Origin of the sequence: Methylobacterium sp. J-070, from assembly GCF_022829385.1 — a bacterium.
In the GTDB taxonomy this organism is placed as follows: Bacteria; Pseudomonadota; Alphaproteobacteria; order Rhizobiales; family Beijerinckiaceae; genus Methylobacterium.
Window position 1 is genome coordinate 209,149 of the sequence record NZ_JAKSXX010000290.1, and the last position, 17,538, is coordinate 226,686.

The following is a 17,538-nucleotide window of genomic DNA, read 5'->3' on the forward strand; positions in this document are numbered from 1 at the left end:
TCACTCAGCGCCATAAAACGGAGTCGGACTTCGTGCAAACCACCATCTGGTGAACTAAACTTCGCTTCCGAACTGAGGGAAGGTCGAGCTTGGTAGGATGGGAAGAGAGCTGAGCCGTATCGTCGGACTAAGGGTGAAGAGTGCACGTGAAGCTTCGGGTCTCACGCAAAGTCAATTGGCCGAACGCATCGATCGCACGAAGGAAGCCGTGAGCAATGTAGAGAGGGGGCTTTCCCTTCCTGCGCTCGACACACTGCAAGCGATCTGCGACGTGACGAAAGTCCCCCTTACTGCTGTCGTTCAGGCGATCGGAGATGACGGAGCTAGCCAGGACGAACGGGCGCAACTCAATGCACTCTTTGGACGGCTGTCAGTCCCTGACCAAAGCTTGCTGGTCGCTATCGCCAAGGCGATGCTGGAGCGAAGCTGAAACCTTCGAGGTAGCACCTGCGGAGACTACAGATGCCGAGACTGTTTCGATCGCGCAGCGGGTCGTGATAGAATCTCAGATCAGGTCTCCTGGACTGATTAGGACTCACCCATGCGCGACGAAAAATTCCAAGACGAGGTTCTGGCGGTCCTAACACAAGCTTGGAAAGCCGCACCACATTTGAGGCTGTGCCAGCTAATATACAATGAGATACGACGTGATCTGCGTAACATAAGTTTCTATGATTATGAGGATGATGATCTCGCCAATCGTATCATAGATCGTTATAGTCTAGAAGGATTCGCTCGGTTAGAATTCAAACCAGACTGACGTGGCGACATGAATCAGACGATCTACGACGTGACTTAGATCCCGCTTACTGTTGCCGTGGAAGCGATCGAAGATGATGGGGTAGCGAGGACCTGCGAGCCAGGCCCGACGCCCTGTTTGGATGGCGGTTGGACTGACCAACGCTTGCTCGTTGATGTCGCTTGGGCGATGCTGGACCGAACCCAACACGTTTGACGTGGCTTCGCCGTCATGAGCGGTGTGTTCACCTTAAGGCGAAGGTTCGCCGATGTCAGAGAAGTGCGCTGGACATCGAACTGCTTCGCTATGGATGAAAGACCGATCCCGGCAGAAGGCCGGGCAGGAAACGGCTGTCAAGCCGATCCGGGATTCGAACTTCCCTGCCGAAGACCGGTGTATGTGAGAGACAGCAGAGCTGTGCTTAAAGGGATGATTGTTTGAAATTTAGGTGAAACAGTCGGATCGAACGATCTCGTAGGATTTGCGAGATTGCAGTCAAAGGCATTTTTTCGACGGAAAGCATGAGATTTGACGTTTTGACAACAAACCGTGCTTTAGGCCCAAACATACAAACATCATATCATTGTCTGAAGTAAACCTACGCGGTGGGGGCCAAAGCCGCTAATAATTTTGGCCGGCGATATTGACGCAAATTCTGACACACACTATATCGACGCCTGTCAGACGGCGCGGGTTCGCCGTAGCTTTAAGCAATGGAACATAGAGCAGCATCGAGCTGGCTTTCGCCAGTCGACTGTCTCTGCACGATTCAGTTACAAGAAAAAATGAAGCCCAACTATTCCTAGATCAAACGACTGCGGAGTTTTAGAATGATCGCTGACTTGGTTCTCGATCTCACCGACCGAGGTTTTCAGATCGTGCCTCTTAGGCCACGCAGCAAGATACCGCTGGAGCATGACTGGCAAAGGCGTCACTTGGATCGCAAAGAACTATTCGACAAATATACGAAAAATCCCGATCTAAATGCCGGATTACTGCTTGGACAGCCGTCAGGTGGCGCCGTAGACGTCGACATTGACCAACTAGGAGCAATTACCATCGCCCATAGAATACTTCCCACAACTGATTTTGTGTTTGGCCGACCTGGCAAACCTGCTAGCCACCTTATATACAGGTGCCGGGAGGGCGAAGTCTGTAAAGGTGCAAAATTCGTTCATCCCGTCAAACAAAGATCGATTATCGAACTGAGAGGGGAGGGAGAACAGACCCGATGCGTGGGTTCTACAAATGAAAATGGCGAACTGATCGAATTCGTCGAAGGGAAAAACGGCAATCCCACAACGATTGCTTTTGAGCATCTTCGTCGTCAAGGTGGATTCGTAGCCACGACTTTTCTACTTGCCGAAGACTGGGAAAAGGGCTCACGGCACTTCAAGACCCTCGCATTTGCGGGTGCTTGTGCCGCCAACGGAATCCCCAAAGAGATATGCTTGAAAATAATCGACGTAATAGTTGTTGAAGCGAGCGACGAAGAAGGCGCCGATCGCAATCGAGCGGTAGAAGACACCTATCGACGTCACACGAATGGGAAAACCGTCGACGGAATGGATTCTTTGCGCGGGATTTTGGGGGATGTAATCGGAAATCAAATCTACAAATGGATGGGTATGAAACGTAATCGAAAGTCCAAGGGCGAAGCTGTTGCAAAGCGTTGCAACCAAGAGATTGCCACTACTGATCTCGAATATGGGCGCGACTTCGCGAAATCACTTCACGGAAGTCTGATCTATTGCGATACGAACGATACTTTCTATGAGCGCAAAGATGGAGTCTACACTCCTATAAGCGAGCCGAGAACGCGAGGCAACGTTCATAATTATCTAGATCAAAAATATGCACATTCATCATGCGAAGACGAAACGAATTCCATCAGGAGGATGATGTCATCGCAACGCATAAATGCTATACTTAGAGAGGCTAAAACATTCCTCGCGGTTTCAAGCAACTTATTCGACCTAAATCCTACGCTTGTTGGATGCGCGAATGGTGTGTTGGACCTGATGAAAGGCACGCTGGTTGACACTCAGGATATCATCACTCGCAAATTAGGCACCCATTTCGATCCGGCCGCGCTTTGTCCTGCGTTCGAGAGGTTTGTCTCTGTAAGTTTTGGCGAAGATGCGTCCCTCATCGGTTTTGTTCAGCGAGCGTGGGGTTATACCCTATCAGCTTCAACGAGCGAACAGTGCATGTTTGTCTGCATAGGAAGCGGATCTAACGGCAAAAGCACTCTTGAGAATATCGCATCAAAAGTCATGGGGGATTATGCATGCCCGGCACCGATCCAAACCCTGGTCAAAGACAAACTTGGGAGCTTCAAAACTGATGATCTCGCGGCTTTAGAGGGGTATAGATATGTATTCACACAGGAAGGTGAGTCCGAACATTTCCTCGCTGGAGCAAAAATCAAGAGGACGACGGGCGGAGATCCTATTTCCGTTCGCTCACTCTACAAAGACCCGCGGACTATAAATCCAATCTTCAAGCTATGGTTTTTCACAAATAGATTTCCAAAAACGGATAGCACGGATGATGCGATCTGGAGAAGGCTTCAATTTATTCCGTTTAACATCACTATCACTCAGGAAATGCGAATACCTGACCTTCCGAGAATTCTAGACAGCGAACGACCTGGTATTTTGAACTGGATGCTTAAGGGTTTTCAAGAGTACATTCGAATGAATAATCTTGATCCACCACAAGTGGTAGTAGATCTTAAGAACGCAATTCGTTTTGAAAACGACACAGTGGGTCAGTTTATCGAAGTCTGTTGTGATACAAACGATCAAGATGCATCGACTGCTGTCGGATTACTTCACGGTGCTTATGTGACTTGGTGTCGGAACGAAGGCATCGAGCCACTCGTGACAAGTGAGTTCGGTAAAGGCTTACAGCGACTCAATTTCAAGGTAAAGCGAACCAAATCAGGTAACAATCGCCAAGGTATCCGGTTGAAGGAAGTCTGACCAATTCCAGATGTCTCGGCATTCATGTCGGGACATCACTCGATCTTCGTAAAGACGTTATCACCTCATCATGGAGGTAAAAGCTTGTTTCAGCCCTCCTGCTTCCTTTCCGAAGGGGTGGTGTAAGGATGTAAGGTCTACTCCTAATTTTTTGAATGTAAAATTTATTAATTATGTTTAAATACCTTCCTTTGTAATTCTGATGCTTTGGTCAAGACCATCCACCCCTACACCCCCCCCCTCGAAAAAGCAGGGAGCAAACGACAGTGCACGCTCACCACAGACGGCATAGGGCTGAGGTCCGTCGTCGGACATACCGGCCGCTATAACATACATACCCGCTCAAAATCGCGATTTACGGCAGATTGCGCCTGAGATGAATGATCGACCGGACAATCTTGTGCCGAATTCACCTGTGTCCACTTGAGCGACGAGCGAAAGGAGAATGTCACGGATTGACCCTACGGCGGCCCGACCGTATCCGCAGCGAATGCCTTCCGAGATCCCAACGGCTTTGGTCGGCCAACCGTGCTGTCTCTCGCTGTCTGTCGTTCCATCTCGGAGTTCAATTCAGCTCCGAGAAGCACGATCACAATTGAGAGCCAAATCCACGTCATGAATCCGATGCCGGCTCCAAGCGATCCGTAGATCCGGTTGTAGCTATCGAATGTCGCCACATAGAGCGAGAACGCCACCGAGGTTCCGACCCAGCCCACAGCTGCAACGGCGCTGCCCCAGCTAACCCATCTCCATTTGGCAGTCCGACGGCTCGGGCCGTAACGGTATACCAACGAAAGGCCGAGGCTCACGAGGATGAGCAAGGCAGGCCAGCGTATGATCCGGAGCAACGTGTCCGTTCGCGCCGCCAATCCGATCTGGCTCAGAACGATGGGCAATCCTACGACCATGGCGATGGCCGCGACGGTCACAAGGGCTCCGCTGAGCGTGAAGAGAAACGTCGTAAGGTAGAGACGGATCAGGGAGCGTTTCTCACGTTCTTTGTAGATGACGTTCAGCGCATCAAAGAGGGCGTTGACGCCCGAATTGGCGCTCCAGAACGCGATCAAGAAGCTTATCAATGAGGCTGTGCTGAGGGTCCCTGCACCCTGCTTGGCAACGTGTCGGAGTTGGTCTGCAAAGAGGTCGATAACACCGCTCGGCAGGACACCTTGAAGCACGCTTAAGTGCTGACCGATGACCTCCGGATTGGCGAACAAGCTGTAGAGCGACACGATCGTCGCGATACCGGGGAACGTGGATAGGAGGGTAAAGAAGGCTACGCCACCAGCCGTGGACAGGACACGATCCTGGGGAACGGCCCAGAAGACACGCATAAGAATGTCTCGCCACCCAAGCGCAGGTATCTCCGTTGGCTTCGCCGCAGATCGGCCATGGCCAGGCTCGCGAGCCCGTTCCTGTGCGATCCTAATCGTTTCCTTGTCGGGAGCACGGGTGCTCACCGACCGCCAATCGTCCCCGTCTGCCTCGTCTGGGCTCATGAGGTAGCTCACACCGAGAGACCGGACTCCGGTCAGCCTATTGTCGTTCTGGTCGATGGGCTAGCGAACTCGTCAGGTGCCCTCCTTCGGGAGTTCACAGAGCAGAGAGCCTTGACGGGCCAGGGTGACCACGAACGGCCGACGGTCAGTTCCAAGTCATAAATTGATCGTAGGCGTCCCAACAGCTTCTGTCTCGCACGTAGGGCCGGGCACCACCTAACTGTCAATCGACGACCGGTAACCCGGAAAAGCCGTTCGGACCGATGAAGGGTTTCAGGGTCTTGGGCAGGTAAGGCTCCAGCCTGCATAAGCCTTGTTCGTCATTCGCGCATAGCTGCGCCGGCTTGCCATAGCGTTCAATGACGCTCCTATGCACCATCTCATTGATCGTTTGGATAGGCTCGCCATTCTCATCGACGGGAACAAACAGGCTCTCGTTGAGGGCGACATCGCACTTGCGACCGCTAATCTCTCTCAGAGTTGGCCGGAAGTGATCCAGGGCGAACAAGCCGGACGACGAGTTGTGCGATGGGGCGGTGACGTCCAGGGGGGATGTCGGTAGACAACTCCAATCGAGAGCCAACCCAACAGCTTCCGCTTGCCTGGCGATGAACACGAGAGGAATGTCCGCAAGCGTTCTGTTCTTATAGCCTCCGCCAACGTCTGCATGGGCACCCGCAAACCAGACTTGCTTGATGGTGACACCTGCCGGCGCGACGCCTGTCCAGTAAGTGGGAGTAAAGTTATGGCGGTGCTCATCTACCGCCATGGCGTGCACGGCCGTCTTCACGATGGGGGACGGACTCGTATCGTGGAAGGCAAATTTTTTCTTGTTCGAATCCGTGAGAAGACTGCCAGGTATACCGAGACTGCCGACAGTGTCCCAAACGCCGAGAAATTTGATCGTGACATCGAGATGGAACTCAGCAGGATCCTTTCCCTCGTCAGCGAGCCACTTTGTAAAAAGCACGGGTGAATGCGGTCTGTCGGTGCGGTAATAAGCCCAGGCGTCCGGTAGGGAGCCGAGCGACTGCCGTTTCAAGATGCTGCAGGCCGAAATAAGGCCAGATAGACTTCGTGCTGTGAACGCTCCGCGGGAAAAGCCGAAGAGGAAAATTTCATCTCCCGGAATGTAGTTCTGCGCTATGAACTGGTAGGCCGACCGAATGTTGTCGTCGATACCAAGGCCGGTCGCGCCCTCGACGAAGGTCTCGAGTTTCAGACCAGTGGTGCCAACACCACGTATATAAAGCACGATTTGCAGCACGCCGCCCGTAGCTTCTGATCCATGAACAGCCCGAGCCATGCGCGCTACATTGGTGTCCTCAGTCTGGAGGTCGTCATTATTCCAAGTTCCGTCACAGCAGACGACAAGCCGTTTCATCGGAGCCTCCCGCGACTTCCTTACTGGACGACTATCAAAAAATTAGCTTCGAAGACTTTACCATCGCCCTACGACACGCGGCAGCGGCGAATTCAATGCATGCTAAGCAAGCGGAAGGAACAAGCAATCGTTGACCATTGAATAAAGGCATAGGTGGCGAAAAAATTTCTCACTGGCTCCCGCTTCGCTTGTATTGCTCAGCTTGGGCTGACCGGCTTCGTGAGCTTCCCTATCAGAGGTTTTGGTTCAAGCCATCCCGTCTCCACATAGCGCACGGGCGCCATTGCACTCGATCGGCCGAATCCGATTACCAGGCAAATCAGCGTCTTTTCGCCCCTGGGTTGCAATTAGTTAACGAATGGTTAAGCTTGCTACCTACGTAGAAACATAGGGGCAGGCCATGAAACAGGTGATCGCAACCCGCGAGACCAGCTCCGCGGCTTCTTCACTCATCGCCAAGCCAGTCCATTCTCAGCACGAGGATGAGGTTCACCAGGAGCGCATGCGACGTCTCCACAATGCCCGCGCAAGCCAGCGCGCGGCCCGAAACCATCGGATCGCTGGGGTATCGCTTTGACGATCCTCGACCCGGTCACCGGGAAGTTGGTCACGATACAGATCCCACGACCGCGCCCTCAACAATCACCAGGCTTCACCGATTCCAGTGACCGACCGTTGCCAAAACCTAATGAATGGTTAAGCTCTTACGTAGTTTGGCTACGGAGGCAACCATGATTCGGATACTGCCAACGCAGGATGGCACTTGGACCGTCTATCGAGACAGTCACGCTCTGGTCACCGGCCTAACCCGTCTTCAAGCTGAAAACTATGAAGCCATGATCGTGCAGAAGGCGCTGGTTTGAACTCGAGACGAGTTCAGTAGTCCAAGTAGGATCGAACGCTTTCAGGTTTCGAGTGTTTATGTGCTGACCTCCGAGGGCCGGCTCATGAACCTGTTCGTGCCCGATCAACTTTCGATTTTGATGCAAAGGGCGGAAGCGCACGCCCTTCTCGCCACCGAAGCCGCAGCGATCGCATTCGAGCTTGTGGCCCAGAGACATCTAGCCGAAGCCGTTCTCTTTCGAGCAACGGCTCGCAATCACCGTATCCGACAGCTTGAAATCCTAGCAAGCATCGGCGCCTTCGAAGCGGTGTCCGACAGCGACGAGACAAGCTGGTCTTAGGCGTTCTGATCGAGCTTTTCCGAGCGCCCCTGAAGGGATGTCGGTCGCGCGAAATAGAAAAGGCTCGGCGGCGTAGGCGAGCAAAGCTAACCCCTACACTGCCGAGCCGGACAATAACGGTGAAGCGATCAACGCCTTGCCTTGGTGATTCAACGGCGAAGCTCGGCGAAGGTTCACTGGCTCAACTACCAGGTCGGCTGCCGAACACCCTTCAGTGAGGCTAGACCCTCAACCCAGATTGTGCGCTGCCTGGCTCAGACCTTCTAGTTGTCCCCGGCGATGCGAGCTTGTGCCAACTTCATAGCCACCGCCTCAGCCCTGGGATGGGTGTAGCGGAAGAGCATGGCTGGAGTCCTGTGCCCGCTCACCATGGCAACCTCAGGCACACTCAAGCCTGCTTCAAAAAGCCGCGATACAGCCTCATGCCTCAGATCGTGGAAGCGTAGCCCTGAAAGCCCAGCCCTCTTCCTTGCACGTTGCCAAGCCAGCCTGACCGCGTTGGCTGTCACAGGAAAAATCCGATCACCGGTTCGCTCCATGCCGGTTAGCGTCTCAACCGCCACAGGGGAAAGCGGGACTGTGCGAGGATGGCCGTTCTTCGTCCTGCTCACCCTCATTGTCCGGGTCGTCAGTTCTACGTCCTTCCATACGACGGAGAGAAGCTCACCCCTCCGCATCCCTGTCTCAACGGCAAGGGTAATGAATGGCCGTAGATACCAAGCCGACGGGGAATTCAGGGCTTCGCTGATTCGTTCACTATCTCCAGCCAAGAGCCGTCTGTCGCGAGGCTTCGCTTCGTTGGGAAGCTTGACTAGCTTGATCGGGTTGTTCGGGAGGTTGATCCCCCATTCACCGATGGCTATCTCCAGGCAGTGACGTAGGACGGCTAGCTCTCGCCTGACCGATCCTGCCTTCACTTTACCCAGCCGTTCATCCCGGTAGGCGGCAAACCGCTCAGCGGTGAGGCTGTCGAGTTGAACTGTAGCGAGTTGGTGACGCAGAAAGGCGGTGAGGACGATCGCCTCGTTCTTACCGCTACGCTTACGAGGGGTGACCTCATCCCGGTAACGGGCGACGATCGCACCCAAAGTGACGGGTGGTATCGAGGTCACCTTGGCTGGAAGGTCACCCCGCTCGGCCTGTAGCTCCATTTGCCGAGCCCATGCCTGAGCGTCAGCCTTGAGCGTAAACGTCCTGCTGATTGGAGGAGTGCCGACGCGCCTTACCTGAGCCTGCCACTTATCGTTTCGCTTCCTGAGCGTAGCCATCTTGCTGCATCCTGTCGCTGTGACCAGAACGTGACAGGAAGACTATCGAAGCTACTCAGCGAACAGATTGGCAGCTAAACCATTGTAATACCTGATAAAATGGTGCTGCGAGAGAGGATTGAACTCTCGACCTCTTCATTACCAATGAAGTGCTCTACCACTGAGCTACCGCAGCAGGTGACCGGGACGCCCCCGCGGGGGCCGGTCCGACCGGTCGAGTGGGGCCATAACGGATCGCCGCCGCCTTGGCAACGCCGCGTTCCGCAACCGCGCGCTTTAGGTGCGGCAGGCGGCGCGGATGATGGCGGCGAGCCCCGGCTCGGACACCGCCTCGGCGGCCTCGGCGGGCGTGAACCAGCGCAGCTCGCGCTGGTGCTCCTCCGGAAAATGCTTCAGCTGCTTGCGCACCTTCAGCGGGAACACCTTCACCTGGCACAGGACCGCGTCGAGGTTCTTCAGGCGCTTCTGATAGAGATAATGGCCGATCGGTCGCTTGCCGACGGCCCCGCGCAGGCCCGCCTCCTCGAAGGCCTCGCGGGCGGCGGCCTGGAAGGGCTTGCGGCCCTTCATCGGCCATCCCTTGGGAATCACCCAGCGCCGGCTCTCCCGCGACGTCACCAGCAGGATCTTGGGCTTGCCGTCCCGTCCGTGCCGGAACGGCAAGGCGCCGACCTGCCGCCGCGGCTCGCTGTCCTCCTCGACGATCGTCACGGCCGCACCGCGCGGCGCCGAATCCCCGCCGGACCCGAGCGGGCCGCGTGCATGGCCGGAACGTGAGCAGGGAGTCGGATGATCGGATCCTCGGTCGGCGACGACACGCGCACGCTACACAGTACCGAACGTCCAATAAATGCGGATCGTCGCAGCGCGCGACATGAATATGGGATGATGCCGTAGCGGCGACGCCGCAGATCCATCCGCAGCGCCGGGGAGGGGCGCTGCGGAGCGGCCGGCTAGCCGATCCTGCGCACCGCCTGCCCGGCGGCCGCTGGCGCCGCCGCCGCCATCCCGGCCGAAACGGGATCCGTCCCGGCAACCTTGGCTCCGGCCGGCGCCGCGGGGGCGAGGGAAGGAACGGGCATGGCGGGCACGGACACGGCAGGCGCGGGCATGGCGGGCGCGGGCGCGGCAGGAACAGATGCGGATGGTACAGGCACGGCAGGCGCGGTCGAGGGCATCGCGGCCTTCGGCCCGGCGGAGGTCGATGCGGCCGGTGCCGGCGCGGCCCCCATCGGACCGGCCGGGACCAGGGCGACCGCTGCGGCGTCCGGCTCGGGATCCAAAGCGGGTCCGGCGGGCGCCAGGGTGTTCGGCGGCTCGCGCCACGCGAAGGCGTCCAGGCGCCCGGTGACCGGCGAGACCGGGGCCCAGGTGTCGGAGGCGATGCCATCGGCGATCCACAGGGGATCGCGCGGGGCGCGGGCGGCGCGGGCGAGCCACTCGCGGGCCTGACCGGACGCCGCGCCGTGCTCGGCCTCCTCGATCGCCGCCATCATCAGGCAGGCCCGCACGGTCGGACGATCGGAGAGCAGCGGCTTCACGGCCTCCCGGGCCCGGCCGTAATCCCGGGCGTCGAGGGCGGCCTGTCCCACGGCGAGCCGGGATTCCGGATCCCACGAGGACAGCTTGGCGAGGGTCTCGGCCCGGGCGAGGCGGTCGCGGACCGAGTCGCCGGGGCGCAGGCCGAGATAGACCTTGGCGAGGTCGGGATGGGGATTGGCCTTCCACGCCGCTTCCACGATGCGGGCGGCCTTCTTCAGGTCGCCCCGGCGGGCGAGAAGCCGGCCGGCGATGCAGGCGGCCGGGACGAGGTCGGGGGCGAGCTTGACCGCCTGCAGCACGCGCTCCGTGGCGAGTTCGGGTTCCCCGGCCTCGTGCTCGCCGGCGATCGCCGTCAGCAGCACGGCCCGCTGCCGCCGCGCGCTCGCCTTGTCGATCAGGCCGAGCGACGAGCGCCGCTCGATCGTGTCCAGGGCCGCGCCCCAGTCGCCGTCCGCGCTCTGCGCCTCCAGGAGCGCGTCGTTGGCCCAGGTGACGCTCGGGGCGAGGCGGGCGGCCTCCGTGGCGTAGGCGCGCGCGGCGCTGTCGTCCTCCCGGCGCCGGGCCTCGACGAACAGCCCGCGCAGGCCCAGCACCCGCGTCTCCGGGTCGTCGACCATCCGCTGGAAGGCGCTCTCGGCGGCATCCCGGTCGCCGGAGATCTGCGCCGCCTGGGCCTTGAGCAGGAGGGTGAGCGGCTCGGTGCCGAGGAGCCGCTCGGCATCGCCGGCGAAGCGCCGGGCCGCCAGGGGATCGCCCGAGCCCACCGCCACCATGCCGCGCGAGAGCGCCGAGAGACCCTTGGCGCGGCGGCGCTCGGCGGAGCCCCGGACCAGCGCCTCGGGCAGGCCGATCACGCCGCGCACGATCGCCCAGAGCAGGCCCAGGACGATCGCGGCGGCGATCACCCCGACCAGGGCGACCGCCAGGCTCGTGCCGATCTGGTAGCCGTTCCACACGACGGTGACGGTGCCGGGCCTGTCGGCGATCCAGACCGCCCCGAAGGCGGCGAGTGCGAGCAGGGCCAGGAAGGCGAGGGCGCGCCACATGGGATCAGTGTCTCCTGTCGGCGGCCGGCGAACGACCGTCGCGGGGGGCGGGAGGGGCGGCGCGCCTGCGCGTCCGCCCGGGGAGATCGCGGCCGCGCCGTGCGCGGATCGGAGCCGTCACCGGCCTAATGCCCGGCGGGGGCGGCTGGCGCCCCCTGGGCCGGCGCGGTCGCCGCGGCGCCGACCGGCAGGGCCTTGAAGGCTGAGTCGATCAGCGTCCGGACGGCGGTTTCCGCCTCCGCCCGCGCCTGGAGCCGGGCACCGAAATCGGCCGCCTGATCCCGCGCCTCGGCCGGCAGCGCCGCGAAGGCCGCCGCGGCCGCCGGAAGATCGCCGCGATCGAGGGCCGCCTGGACCTTGCCCTCCGGAGCCTCGGACGCCTCCGGCGCGGGCGCGTCGGCCTTGCGCACCTGCACGAGGCCATCGGCCATGCTGAGGAGCTTGGTGCGGAAATCGCCGGTCTCGGACGCGCTCTTGGCCCGCTGCGCCTGCCGCTTGGCGGCGATCCGCTCGGCGATCGGCCGGAACTCGTCGGCGAGCTGGGACGCGGTGGGCGCGCCCGTCGCGGCGAAGGGCGCGAGAGACCTGGCCTGGGCGTCCGTGGCCGGGTCGAGCTTGCGCAGGGCCGCCAGGGGCTCGGCGAAGGGCGCGCCGGATTCCAGGGCCGCGGCCAGCCGGTCGATCACCACAAGCTGGAGGGCCGCCTGCACGGTGCCGGCCTCGGCGCGCTGCGCCACGCTCCTGTCGAGGGCGGCGATCGTGTCGGCCTGCTCCTGCAGGCGTCGGTCCACCGCCTTCGACGCCTCGGCGGCCTGGGCCTGCCCGGCCTCGGCGGCGGTGCGGCTCGCCTGCGTCGCCGCCTGCACCGATTCGGTGGCGGCCTTCACCCGGGCGTCGAGGGCCTGCTGGAGGGCGTCGAGGCGCTGTCCCAGCGCCGCGTCGGCCTCGGCATTCGCCCTGGTCCTCTCGTCCAGCGTGCTCTGCAGCGCGGCGAGCTTCTGCGACACGTCCTCGGCCGCGCCCTTGTTGGCGCCGTTCTCCTCGAGGGCCTTCAGGCGCGCGTCGAGATCGGCGAGCGGCTTGCCGCCGTCCTGAACCGCGTTCAGCTTCGACTCCGCCGGCTGGTCGCGGCCGGGCTCCTCCTGCAGCGCGGCGACGCGCTGGTCGAGGCTGTCGAGGCGGGCGGCCAGATCCGCCGGCACGGCCGGCGCCTGTCCGGCGGATTGCCCGTCCGGCGCGGCCGGCGCCGGGCCGGCCTTGTCGAGCGCCTGCTTGGCGGTCGCTTCGGCGGAGGCGACCCGCTTGTCGAGGCCTGCGACGGCGTCGCGGGGGGCGAGCCCGTCGAAGCGTTTGTCGAGGGTCGCGATCTGGCCAGACAATTTCTGGTCGACGGCGTTCAGGCGGGGATCCTGCCCGATTCCGACCTTCTCGGCGCCGAACAGCAGACCGGCTCCGATCACCCCGCCGAGCAAACCGGCGGCGGCGAGCGATCCGAACCCGGCGCGGGCCCGACCGGCCGCCGGAGCCGCGACGTTCGGCGCTTGGACCGAGGCCGCGCCCGGGACCGGCCCCTTCGGCGGCTCCTTCCCGGCGTCCTTGAACGGTTCCTTCGGACCCTCCCGCCCGGGCGCCGGCGCGTCGGGGATCCGCTTGGCCTTCAGGTCGATGATCGGGCCGGCCGTCACCGCGCTGGTCGACGCCGTGCCCGCCGCGGGTCCGCCGGGCCGGGAGCCCGCCTGCGCGGCGGCGCCCGGGCCCGGCTGACCGGCCTTCGGGGGCTCGGTCCTGGCAGGATCGGGCTTGGATGCTTCGGGCTTGGCTGGTTCGGGCTTGGGGGGATCGGTCTTCACGCCGGCCGCCGTCGATGCCGTCGCGGCGGCCGCTTTTGCCGGCTCAGAGGTGGGCGTCCCGACCTTCGGCGCGCCGACCGGGGAGGGCTCGGCCTTCGCCGGTTCCGGCCTTGCGGGCTCAGGCGTCGCGGCGACGGGCTTGCCCGGTTCGAACTTGGACGCACCCGGCTTCGATCCCTCCGCGCCACCCGGCTTGACGGCCTCGGGCTTGGGGGCGTCGGTCGTGCCGGGCTTGGCGGGACTGACCTGTTCGGCGGCCGGCTTTGGCGGCGTCCCGGTGGCGGATGTCTGAGGCGCCTTCGGGGCCTCGGGCGCACCCGGTCGTCCACCCGCGGGCGCGGCGGGCCGGCCGTCCGTTCCAGACGCCCCGGGCCTTCCGGGTACGGGATCCGGCTTCCGGCCGCCGGATCCGGGCTTGTCGGCGTCGCTGGGTGGTGGCGTCACGGGCAAGTCCTCCAAGTCTTCGGCGTCGCCGCGCCCCCTATGCACCGCGGTAGCCCCGGGCGCGAGAGCGAGATACGGCGGCCCGGCCTCCCTGTCACCGCACCCCGAGAGACGGTTCGGCTCGAGGGCGTCGAGCAGTTCCGCTTCGCGCGGACACGCCGCGACGAAATGGACCGGGACACCGGCCGCTTCCAGGGGTGCGGCGACATCCGCCGACAGGCAGTAATGCCTCAGGCTGCGGAAAGCTCCGCCGTGACCCGATCCATCCGCCAGCGCGAGGGCGATCGCGGCGCTGCGCCGGGAGTAGTGCAGGGCGGCATCGAGGCCGCCGCGCGCCAGCGCCCCGTCCGCGAGATCCGGCAGCCGGCGCAGCGCCTCCGCCGCGTAGGCCACGAAGGTCTCGATCCGGAACCCGGCGGCCGCGAGGGTCGCCGCCGGCTCGGCCTTGCGCTCGGCGCCGGCCGCATGGAGCAGGCGGGCGCCCGGGGGCAGCGTATCCACCACCAGGGCGGCGAGGCCCGATGCGTCGCCCGGCCCTTCCAGCACCGGTCCCAAGCCGGCGCGGACCGCCACGGCGGCGGTCCGGGCGCCCACCGCGAAGACCGGTCGGCCGCGCAAGGCCGCGACGTCCTGAAGGGCCGGCACCGCATGGGCGCTGGTGACGAGCAGCGCGTCGAACGATCCGGGGGGCGGGCGCTCGCCGGTGGGACGCACCACGAGGACCGGCGCGATGAGGGGCGCATGGCCCCGCGCCGCGAGCGCCGCGCCGGTCCGCGTCGCCCCCGGCTCGGGCCGCGCCACCCAGACGCGCAACGCCTAGCCTTCCAGCGAGAGGCGGACGCCGTGGCGGGCCGCGCGCCCCGGCGCGAGCAGGCGCTGCGAGTCGCGCTCGGCGAGTGCGCCGGAATAATCCGCCCAGTCGGCGTAGCCGGTCCAGCATTCGAGCGACAGGAACGGCGCCGTCGGCTTGGTCCAGACCGCCAGATGCGGAAAGTCCGTCATCTCCATGCGGATCGACCGTCCGGGACCGGTGAAGCGCATCCGGCGGCTTCGCGCGTTCCGGAACACGAAGGCCTCGGTGAACAGCGCCGGATCGAGGGGCAGCGTGGCGCCCGTCAACGGGATCGGCTGCTCGTCGCGCAGCAGCAGGCCGCCGGGCCCGACCTGGGGCGCGAACGGGCGCTCCGCGTGCTCGAATTCCACCGCGTAGCCGCCGTCCCGGGCGCGCGTCCCGCCCGCGAAGGGCCATGGGAAGGCCGGGTGGAACCCGAGCGCGTAGGGAAGGGGCACGGCGCCGGGATTGGTGACGGTCACGTCGAGGTCGAGGCCGGCCGCGCGCACCCGGGCGGCGACGTCGAGCCCGAACGCGAAGGGGTAGTGGGCCCGGGTCTCCGGCCCGTCGGTGAGGCGCAGGGTCACCGCGTCGGCGCTGCGCTCGACCACCGCGAAGGGCAGGTCGCGGGCGAAGCCGTGCTGGCCCATGGGGTAGTGCTCCGACCCGACCTTCACCGCACCGCCGGCCGAGGCGCCCACCACCGGGAACAGCCAGGGCGCGTGGCGATTCCAGTGCTCCGGATCGCCACTCCAGAGGTATTCGGTCCCGCCGACCCGCCAAGAGACCGGCTCGGCGCCGTGGGTCGAGAGCGCGGCGGTGGTGCCGTCCGGACCGGTCAGGTCGATGCGCGTGTTCACAGGGCTCTCCCGCTGGTCCTCGGAGAACCGAGGTAACGGATGCGGGGCGGGGAGCAAGGGTGGCGGACCCGGCGGTTCGGCCGGCCTGCGGCGGGGACACGCGTGTGAGCCGGGGGGGCGTTGCGGGCGCGCGCCCGACGGCTCACGCCGCCGTGCCGAGCCCCGGCAGCACCGTCTCGGGCGGCCCGGAGGCGACCAGCCTCCCGGCCTCGAGCACGTGCACCGCGTCGGCGCCCTCCAGGGTCGACAGGCGGTGGGCGATCAGGATCAGGGTGCGACGCCCAGACAGCGCCCGCAGGGCCCGCATCACCGCGCCCTGCGTCTCGTCGTCGAGCGCCGAGGTCGCCTCGTCGAACACGATCACGTCCGGGTCGTGGTAGAGCGCCCGGGCGATGCCGATGCGCTGGCGCTGGCCGCCCGAGAGCCGCGCGCCGCGCTCGCCGACCCGCTCGCCGTAGCCGTGCGGCAGGGCCATGACGAAGTCGTGGGCGCCGGCGAGCCGCGCCGCCCGCTCGACGGCGGCGAGATCCGGCGTGTCGAGCCCCAGCGCGACGTTCTCCGCCACGGTGCCGTCCACCAGGAAGACCTCCTGGGGCACGTAGCCGATCCGGTTCTGCCAGGCCGGCAGAGTGTCCGGATCGAGGGCGCACCCGTCCACGGTGATCCGGCCCGCGCTCGGACTCAGCACCCCGAGGATCAGCCCCGCCAGGGTCGTCTTGCCCGAGCCGGTGCGGCCGGCGAGCCCGACCGTGGTGTTGACCGGGATCGTCAGGTCGATGCCGGCCAGCGCGGACCGGCCGGCGCCGTACGCGAAGCCGATGCCTTCGAGCCGGATCGCCTTCGTGAAGGGCAGACGCTCGGCGGTGCGGGGCAGGGGGTCGCGCTCGTCGGCGAGTTCGTCGACGATCGCCCGCACCGCCGGCAGGGTGAAGCGCATCAGCGCCACCGAGGTGAAGATGTTCTGGAAGGCCGGGAGCATGCGGTAGCCCGCGAAGGCGAACAGGCCGAGCAGCGGCAGGATCCCGGCGACGTCGAGCCCCTGCGCCAGCGCGAACAGCACCACCACGATCACGCCGCCGAAGGCCAGGGCCTCAATGACGAAGCGCGGCATCTGGCCGGTGAGCTGGCTCTCCGCGGTGGCGATGGCGTAGGCGCGGGCCGGGGCGTCGAACCGGCCCGCGAAGGCCGCCGCGCGCCCGTAGAGCTTCAGCTCGGTGAGCGCCCCGAAGGTCTCCTGCACGATGCGGAAGCGCGCCTCGTTGTCGGCCACCGTGCGGGTGCCCAGCCGGGCGAGCCGGGCCCGCATGACCATGTAGATGCCGACGTAGAGCCCCCCGAAGCCGCCGCCGAGGATCAGCGCGAGCTGCGGCGCGTAGGCCAGCAGGAAGGCGATCACCGCGAGCGCCGAACTCGCCCGCGAGGCCAGCACGGTGGCGGGCGTGAGGGCGCCGACCACCAGCCGGTCGGTCTCGGACAGCACGTTCTTGGCGAGTTCGGCGCTGTTGGCCTGCGCGAAGAACAGACGCTCCCGGTCGAGATAGCGGAACAGCAGCCGCCGGCTGAAGCCGTAGCCGGCCAGATGCGTGAACCGGAGCTGGGCGTAGGTCAGCCCGGCATTGACCAGCGCGGTGACTAGGATCGCCGCGAGGGCCGCGCCGCCGGCCGCCAGCAGGAAGCCCCGTTCGTCGGCGAGCCCGAGGACGGCCCGGGCCTGGGCCAGGTAGGGGATGCGGGTCGCCGCCGCGGGGTCCCCGACCAGCGTCAGGAACGGGATCACCGCGGCGACCCCCACCACCTCCAGCAGGGCCGCCACCGCGAGACCGAGGGCGATCAGGGCGAGGCGCCGCCGGTCCGGCGCCCGCAGGGCGCGGACGAGGTCGATCAGCGCGCGCATGGCGTCGGG

10 protein-coding genes, 1 tRNA gene and 1 pseudogene are annotated in these 17,538 nt (G+C 63.9%); 3 read left to right on the forward strand and 9 right to left on the reverse strand.

Annotated elements, in window-relative coordinates:
- Window positions 1–133 precede the first annotated feature (133 nt).
- Window positions 134–430, forward strand: coding sequence for a helix-turn-helix domain-containing protein (locus MKL01_RS33030; RefSeq protein ID WP_243909389.1), 297 nt, complete (start codon window positions 134–136; stop codon window positions 428–430).
- 1,139 nt (window positions 431–1,569) lie between these two features.
- Window positions 1,570–3,726, forward strand: a complete 2,157-nt coding sequence (locus MKL01_RS33035; protein WP_243909390.1) for a phage/plasmid primase, P4 family — start codon at window positions 1,570–1,572, stop codon at window positions 3,724–3,726.
- Between the two features lie 461 nt (window positions 3,727–4,187).
- Here the strand turns inward: MKL01_RS33035 and MKL01_RS33040 are convergent, their stop codons facing one another.
- Window positions 4,188–5,225, reverse strand: a complete 1,038-nt coding sequence (locus MKL01_RS33040; RefSeq protein ID WP_243909391.1) for a YihY/virulence factor BrkB family protein — start codon at window positions 5,223–5,225, stop codon at window positions 4,188–4,190.
- A gap of 223 nt (window positions 5,226–5,448) precedes the next feature.
- On the reverse strand, window positions 5,449–6,609 hold the full coding sequence (locus tag MKL01_RS33045; protein WP_243909392.1) for a DUF2235 domain-containing protein: 1,161 nt from the start codon (window positions 6,607–6,609) through the stop codon (window positions 5,449–5,451).
- Between the two features lie 947 nt (window positions 6,610–7,556).
- Here MKL01_RS33045 and MKL01_RS33050 point away from each other — a divergent pair.
- Window positions 7,557–7,793, forward strand: a complete 237-nt coding sequence (locus MKL01_RS33050; protein WP_243909393.1) for a hypothetical protein — start codon at window positions 7,557–7,559, stop codon at window positions 7,791–7,793.
- A gap of 263 nt (window positions 7,794–8,056) precedes the next feature.
- Here the strand turns inward: MKL01_RS33050 and MKL01_RS33055 are convergent, their stop codons facing one another.
- The 7 genes and pseudogenes from MKL01_RS33055 to MKL01_RS33090 all read right to left on the reverse strand — a co-directional run bounded on the left by MKL01_RS33055 (window position 8,057) and on the right by MKL01_RS33090 (window position 17,529).
- Window positions 8,057–9,061: an integrase gene (locus tag MKL01_RS33055; protein ID WP_243909394.1), complete on the reverse strand. Its 1,005-nt coding sequence runs from the start codon at window positions 9,059–9,061 to the stop codon at window positions 8,057–8,059.
- Window positions 9,062–9,161: 100 nt separating this feature from the next.
- Window positions 9,162–9,236 (reverse strand) — tRNA-Thr (locus tag MKL01_RS33060).
- A 101-nt stretch (window positions 9,237–9,337) separates the two neighbouring features.
- On the reverse strand, window positions 9,338–9,772 hold the full coding sequence (locus MKL01_RS33065) for an NUDIX hydrolase (protein WP_243909395.1): 435 nt from the start codon (window positions 9,770–9,772) through the stop codon (window positions 9,338–9,340).
- 242 nt (window positions 9,773–10,014) lie between these two features.
- The gene (locus MKL01_RS33070) at window positions 10,015–11,649 is read right to left on the reverse strand and encodes a heme biosynthesis protein HemY (RefSeq protein WP_243909396.1); all 1,635 of its coding nucleotides are present in this window, start codon (window positions 11,647–11,649) and stop codon (window positions 10,015–10,017) included.
- A gap of 2,411 nt (window positions 11,650–14,060) precedes the next feature.
- Window positions 14,061–14,756: pseudogene (locus MKL01_RS33080) on the reverse strand (uroporphyrinogen-III synthase); the annotation flags it as partial.
- A 3-nt stretch (window positions 14,757–14,759) separates the two neighbouring features.
- Window positions 14,760–15,635 (reverse strand): aldose 1-epimerase family protein, encoded by an 876-nt coding sequence (locus MKL01_RS33085; RefSeq protein WP_243909397.1) that lies wholly within the window; start codon window positions 15,633–15,635, stop codon window positions 14,760–14,762.
- A 142-nt stretch (window positions 15,636–15,777) separates the two neighbouring features.
- Entirely contained in the window at window positions 15,778–17,529 is a 1,752-nt protein-coding gene (locus tag MKL01_RS33090) for an ABC transporter ATP-binding protein (RefSeq protein WP_243909398.1), read from the reverse strand.
- Between the last annotated feature and the right edge of the window lie 9 nt (window positions 17,530–17,538).